4 protein-coding genes and 1 pseudogene are annotated in these 5905 nt (G+C 60.3%); all 5 read right to left on the minus strand.

The window, feature by feature from the left end; genetic code table 11:
- Positions 1-101: 101 nt before the first annotated feature.
- The 5 genes and pseudogenes from RTW80_RS22000 to intI1 all read right to left on the minus strand — a co-directional run bounded on the left by RTW80_RS22000 (position 102) and on the right by intI1 (position 5767).
- Positions 102-479, minus strand: a complete 378-nt coding sequence (locus RTW80_RS22000; RefSeq protein ID WP_000656305.1) for a GNAT family N-acetyltransferase — start codon at positions 477-479, stop codon at positions 102-104.
- Positions 480-545: 66 nt separating this feature from the next.
- Positions 546-3512: a Tn3-like element TnAs3 family transposase gene (locus RTW80_RS22005; RefSeq protein WP_001138064.1), complete on the minus strand. Its 2967-nt coding sequence runs from the start codon at positions 3510-3512 to the stop codon at positions 546-548.
- 2 nt (positions 3513-3514) lie between these two features.
- A complete protein-coding gene (locus RTW80_RS22010) occupies positions 3515-4075 on the minus strand; it encodes a recombinase family protein (RefSeq protein ID WP_000147567.1) in 561 nt (186 codons plus the stop codon).
- 125 nt (positions 4076-4200) lie between these two features.
- Positions 4201-4551 (minus strand): annotated as a pseudogene (locus tag RTW80_RS31635) (DUF3330 domain-containing protein); the annotation flags it as partial.
- 202 nt (positions 4552-4753) lie between these two features.
- Positions 4754-5767 (minus strand): class 1 integron integrase IntI1, encoded by a 1014-nt coding sequence (gene intI1 / locus RTW80_RS22025; protein ID WP_000845048.1) that lies wholly within the window; start codon positions 5765-5767, stop codon positions 4754-4756.
- Positions 5768-5905: the final 138 nt, after the last annotated feature.

Here is a 5905-nt window from a genome sequence, read left to right on the forward strand (position 1 = left end):
ACCCGGTCGTCGGTTCAGGGCAGGGTCGTTAAATAGCCGCTTATGTCTATTGCTGGTTTACCGGTTTATTGACTACCGGAAGCAGTGTGACCGTGTGCTTCTCAAATGCCTGAGGCCAGTTTGCTCAGGCTCTCCCCGTGGAGGTAATAATTGACGATATGATCATTTATTCTGCCTCCCAGAGCCTGATAAAAACGGTTAGCGCCGGGGTTGGATTTTTCAGCGTTCCAGCTAAGGCTAAGGCATTCCTGTTCAAGCGCAAGCCGGGCTATAAAGCGCATTATCGCTTTACCCGTGCCCTTATTTCGATCGCACTGAGAAACATACAGCTCTTTAATATGCAGCTGACCGCTGTATCGGGGCGAGGGATAAAGAATATTGCAACATGCCAGGCCAGTAATGTTATTGCCGCAGCGCGCTCTGATCACCAGGGTACCGGAAAGCCGGTTGAATAACTTTTTACAGAGATAATCCTTCATCAACGCTTCCTGAATGATACCTTCGCCATAATAGGGGTCGTCTCAGAAAACGGAAAATAAAGCACGCTAAGCCGGTTGCAGAGGCCGTAGCGGCCTGAACTTCCCCGCGCCGATCTTGGCGCTGCTGCGCCATAGGTAATCACCGGTCAGGTTGATGTGCTCCCAGCCGAGTGGCGACAGGTACTGCAATAGCGAGTCATCGACGGCATGACCATTGCCGCGCAACGCATGCGCCGCACGCTCCAGGTAGACCGTGTTCCACAGCACGATGGCCGCCGTCACCAGGTTGAGGCCGCTGGCCCGGTAGCGCTGCTGCTCGAAACTGCGGTCACGGATTTCACCAAGGCGGTTGAAGAACACGGCACGGGCCAGCGCATTGCGCGCCTCGCCCTTGTTCAGCCCGGCATGCACGCGGCGGCGTAGCTCGACGCTTTGCAGCCAGTCGAGGATGAACAGCGTGCGCTCGATGCGGCCCAACTCGCGCAGCGCGACGGCCAAGCCGTTCTGGCGCGGGTAGCTGCCGAGTTTCCTGAGCATCAGCGAGGCCGTCACCGTGCCCTGCTTGATCGAGGTGGCCAGCCGCAGGATTTCGTCCCAATGGGCGCGGACGTGCTTGATGTTGAGCGTGCCGCCGATCATCGGCTTGAGCGCGTCATAGGCGGCATCGCCCTTCGGGATGTAGAGCTTGGTGTCGCCCAGGTCGCGGATGCGCGGCGCGAAGCGGAAGCCCAAGAGGTGCATCAGGGCGAAGACGTGATCGGTGAAGCCCGCCGTGTCGGTGTAGTGCTCCTCGATCCGCAGGTCGGATTCGTGGTACAGCAGGCCGTCGAGCACGTAGGTTGAGTCGCGCAGGCCGACATTGACCACCTTGGTGTGGAATGGCGCGTATTGGTCGGAGATGTGGGTGTAGAAAGTCCGTCCTGGGCTGCTGCCATATTTTGGGTTGATGTGCCCCGTGCTCTTTGCCTTGCTAGCGGTTCGGAAATTCTGTCCGTCCGATGATGATGTGGTGCCATCGCCCCAGTGCCCGGCAAAGGGATGCCGAAACTGAGCGTTGACCAGTTCAGCCAACGCTGTCGAGTACGTTTCGTCGCGGGTATGCCAGGCTTGCAGCCAAGCGAGCTTCGCGTAGGTCGTGCCGGGGCAGGACTCGGCCATCTTGGTCAGGCCCAGGTTGATCGCGTCGGCCAGGATCGTGGTCAACAACAGGTTCTTGTCCTTGGCCAGATCGCCCGATTTCAAGTGCGTGAAGTGCCGGGTGAAGCCCGTCCACTCATCGACTTCGAGCAGCAGTTCGGTGATCTTGACGTGCGGCAGGACCATGGCTGTCTGGTCTATCAGCGCCTGCGCGGTGTCGGGCACCGCCGCATCCAGCGGCGTGATCTTCAAGCCCGACTCGGTGATGATGGCATCCGGCAGGTCGTTGGCTGCCGCCATGCGGTTGACGGTGGCAAGTTGTGCTTCCAGCAGCGTCAGCCGCTCATGCAGATATTGTTCGCAGTCGGTGGCCACGGCCAGCGGCAATTCGCTGGACTGCTTGAGGCTGGTGAACTTCTCGGGCGGTACCAGGTAGTCCTCGAAGTCCTTGAACTGGCGTGAACCCTGCACCCAGATGTCGCCCGAGCGCAGGGAGTTCTTCAACTCGGACAGCGCGCACAGTTCGTAGTAGCGCCGGTCGATGCCGGCGTCGGTCATCACCAGTTTCTGCCAGCGCGGCTTGATGAAGCCGGTCGGTGCATCGGCTGGCAGCTTGCGGGCGTTGTCGGTGTTCATGCCGCGCAGCACCTCAATGGCATCAAGCACGTTTTTGGCGGCGGGCGCGGCCCGCAGCTTGAGCACGGCAAGGAATTCCGGTGCATAGCGGCGCAGGGTGGCGTAGCTCTCGCCGATGCGATGCAGGAAATCGAAGTCATCGGGTTGCGCGAGCTTCTGCGCCTCGGTGACGCTCTCGGCAAAGGAATCCCAGGACATGACGGCCTCGATGGCGGCAAACGCATCGCGGCCTGATTGCTTGGCGTCGATCAGCGCCTGACCGATGCGCCCGTACAGACGTACCTTGGCGTTGATGGCCTTGCCTGACGCCTGGAACTGCTGCTGATGCTTATTCTTGGCAGCGTTAAACAGCTTACCCAGGATGCGGTCGTGCAGGTCGATGATTTCGTCGGTGACGGTGGCCATGCCCTCGGTGGCCAGCGCCACGAGAGTGGCGTAGCGCCGTTGCGGCTCGAATTTGGCCAGGTCGGCGGGTGTCATCTGGCCGCCCTCGCGGGCAATCTTGAGCAGGCGGTTCTGGTGAACCAGCCGCTCGATGCCGGTAGGCAGATCGAGTGCCTGCCATGCCTTGAGGCGTTCGATGTGTTCCAGCATATGCCGCGAATTTGGCTTGGCCGGAGACTGGCGCAACCAAGCCAACCAGGTCGTCTTGCCGTTGTCCCGGCGCTTGAGCAGATCGTCGAGGCGGCGGCGATGCGCGTCCGCCAGTGGTTCGGCCAAGGCGTCGTAGATGCGCCGGTTAGCACGGGTGATCGCCTCGGCACTCGCCCGCTCGACGGCGTTGAGGGCGGGCAGAATGACCGACTGCCGCCGCAGGTGCCCGATCAAGGCGCTGGCCAGCACGATGCCTTTGTCGGTTTGCATCGCCAGCTCGGTCAGCATCTGGACGGCCTGCCGGTAATGGCTCATGGTGAAGGGCCGGAAACCGAACACGGTTTGCAGCTCGCTCAGGTGCTCGCGCCGGGTCTGCTCCCGCTGGCCGTACTCGTTCCAGCTTTCGACGCCGACCTTGAGCTGGTCGGCGACCAGCTTCAACAAGGGCGGGAACGGTAGTTCATCGACGCCCAGGATGACGCCGGGAAAGCGCAGGTAACAGAGCTGCACCGCGAAGCCCAGCCGATTGGCTGGCCCGCGCCGCTGTCGGATGATCGAGAGGTCGGTATCGTTGAATGTGTAATGTCGGATCAGGTCGTCCTTGGAGTCCGGCAACGCCAGCAGGCTTTCCCGCTCGGCGGCGGACAGGATGGAACGACGTGGCATATTTACTGATCCGTTCTCAAGTATTGATACAGGGTTTCGCGACTGATTCCGAATTCACGAGCAAGCTTGGTCTTTTGCTCGCCAGCCTCGACACGTTGGCGCAGTTCGGCAATACGCTCAGACGACAGGGATTTCTTCCTGCCACGGTAAGCCCCGCGTTGCTTGGCGAGCGCAATACCCTCGCGCTGACGCTCGCGGATCAGGGCGCGCTCGAACTCGGCGAACGCGCCCATCACCGAGAGCATCAGGTTCGCCATCGGAGAGTCTTCGCCAGTAAAACTGAGGTGTTCCTTGACGAATTCGATATGCACGCCGCGTTGTGTCAGCGTTTGCACGATCCGGCGCAAATCATCGAGATTGCGCGCCAGGCGATCCATGCTATGCACCACCACGGTGTCGCCGGTGCGGGCGAAGCTTATCAGCGCTTCCAGTTGCGGACGCTTGACATCCTTGCCGGATGCCTTGTCGCTAAAAGCGCGATCAACCTTGACGCCTTCCAGTTGCCGTTCCGGGTTCTGGTCGAAGGTGCTGACCCTGATATACCCAATGCGCTGTCCAGTCATGGAATTCCCTGCAAAATGTCAGGGAAGACTCTATGACCTTCAACGAGATATGTCAATAAATTCAAAATTCAATCCTATCCTGACGCAATTTACACATGGCATCTGACATCAGGTTAGGGTATGCCTCAACCTGACGGCGGCGAATCACAAGCGTCCGGTTTGACGCTGGTTTCGGTCGCAGTGCTGGCCCGCGCCTGGAAGCGCTGATAGCACTCCAGCCCGCAGAAATGCTCCACGTACTCGGCCCCTTCCGGCGTGAAGGCGGCATCGAGCGGGATTTCCTTGCAGCACACGCAGCAACTGGTGCTCGGTTCATTGGCGTTCATGGTGGTGTTCCTCCATTGGTTGACGAAGCCGACGAAGGCCGCCGCCGGCATCGGCCTGGCGAACAGGAAACCCTGCACCGTGTCGCAACCCGCCTGCCGCAACCACGCAAGGCAGTCGGGTGTTTCCACACCCTCGGCTACCACCTCCATTGTCGTTTTCAGAAGACGGCTGCACTGAACGTCAGAAGCCGACTGCACTATAGCAGCGGAGGGGTTGGATCCATCAGGCAACGACGGGCTGCTGCCGGCCATCAGCGGACGCAGGGAGGACTTTCCGCAACCGGCCGTTCGATGCGGCACCGATGGCCTTCGCGCAGGGGTAGTGAATCCGCCAGGATTGACTTGCGCTGCCCTACCTCTCACTAGTGAGGGGCGGCAGCGCATCAAGCGGTGAGCGCACTCCGGCACCGCCAACTTTCAGCACATGCGTGTAAATCATCGTCGTAGAGACGTCGGAATGGCCGAGCAGATCCTGCACGGTTCGAATGTCGTAACCGCTGCGGAGCAAGGCCGTCGCGAACGAGTGGCGGAGGGTGTGCGGTGTGGCGGGCTTCGTGATGCCTGCTTGTTCTACGGCACGTTTGAAGGCGCGCTGAAAGGTCTGGTCATACATGTGATGGCGACGCACGACACCGCTCCGTGGATCGGTCGAATGCGTGTGCTGCGCAAAAACCCAGAACCACGGCCAGGAATGCCCGGCGCGCGGATACTTCCGCTCAAGGGCGTCGGGAAGCGCAACGCCGCTGCGGCCCTCGGCCTGGTCCTTCAGCCACCATGCCCGTGCACGCGACAGCTGCTCGCGCAGGCTGGGTGCCAAGCTCTCGGGTAACATCAAGGCCCGATCCTTGGAGCCCTTGCCCTCCCGCACGATGATCGTGCCGTGATCGAAATCCAGATCCTTGACCCGCAGTTGCAAACCCTCACTGATCCGCATGCCCGTTCCATACAGAAGCTGGGCGAACAAACGATGCTCGCCTTCCAGAAAACCGAGGATGCGAACCACTTCATCCGGGGTCAGCACCACCGGCAAGCGCCGCGACGGCCGAGGTCTTCCGATCTCCTGAAGCCAGGGCAGATCCGTGCACAGCACCTTGCCGTAGAAGAACAGCAAGGCCGCCAATGCCTGACGATGCGTGGAGACCGAAACCTTGCGCTCGTTCGCCAGCCAGGACAGAAATGCCTCGACTTCGCTGCTGCCCAAGGTTGCCGGGTGACGCACACCGTGGAAACGGATGAAGGCACGAACCCAGTGGACATAAGCCTGTTCGGTTCGTAAACTGTAATGCAAGTAGCGTATGCGCTCACGCAACTGGTCCAGAACCTTGACCGAACGCAGCGGTGGTAACGGCGCAGTGGCGGTTTTCATGGCTTGTTATGACTGTTTTTTTGTACAGTCTATGCCTCGGGCATCCAAGCAGCAAGCGCGTTACGCCGTGGGTCGATGTTTGATGTTATGGAGCAGCAACGATGTTACGCAGCAGGGCAGTCGCCCTAAAACAAAGTT

It is taken from the genome of Escherichia sp. AM3, assembly GCF_032029835.1.
GTDB classification, from domain to species: Bacteria; Pseudomonadota; Gammaproteobacteria; order Enterobacterales; family Enterobacteriaceae; genus Escherichia; species Escherichia coli.

Bases quoted from the DNA above. Each gene is read 5' to 3' on its own strand.
- RTW80_RS22010 (WP_000147567.1), bottom strand. From the start codon at position 4,075: ATGACTGGACAGCGCATTGGGTATATCAGGGTCAGCACCTTCGACCAG.
- RTW80_RS22000 (WP_000656305.1), bottom strand. From the start codon at position 479: ATGAAGGATTATCTCTGTAAAAAGTTATTCAACCGGCTTTCCGGTACC.
- intI1 (WP_000845048.1), bottom strand. From the start codon at position 5,767: ATGAAAACCGCCACTGCGCCGTTACCACCGCTGCGTTCGGTCAAGGTT.
- RTW80_RS22005 (WP_001138064.1), bottom strand. From the start codon at position 3,512: ATGCCACGTCGTTCCATCCTGTCCGCCGCCGAGCGGGAAAGCCTGCTG.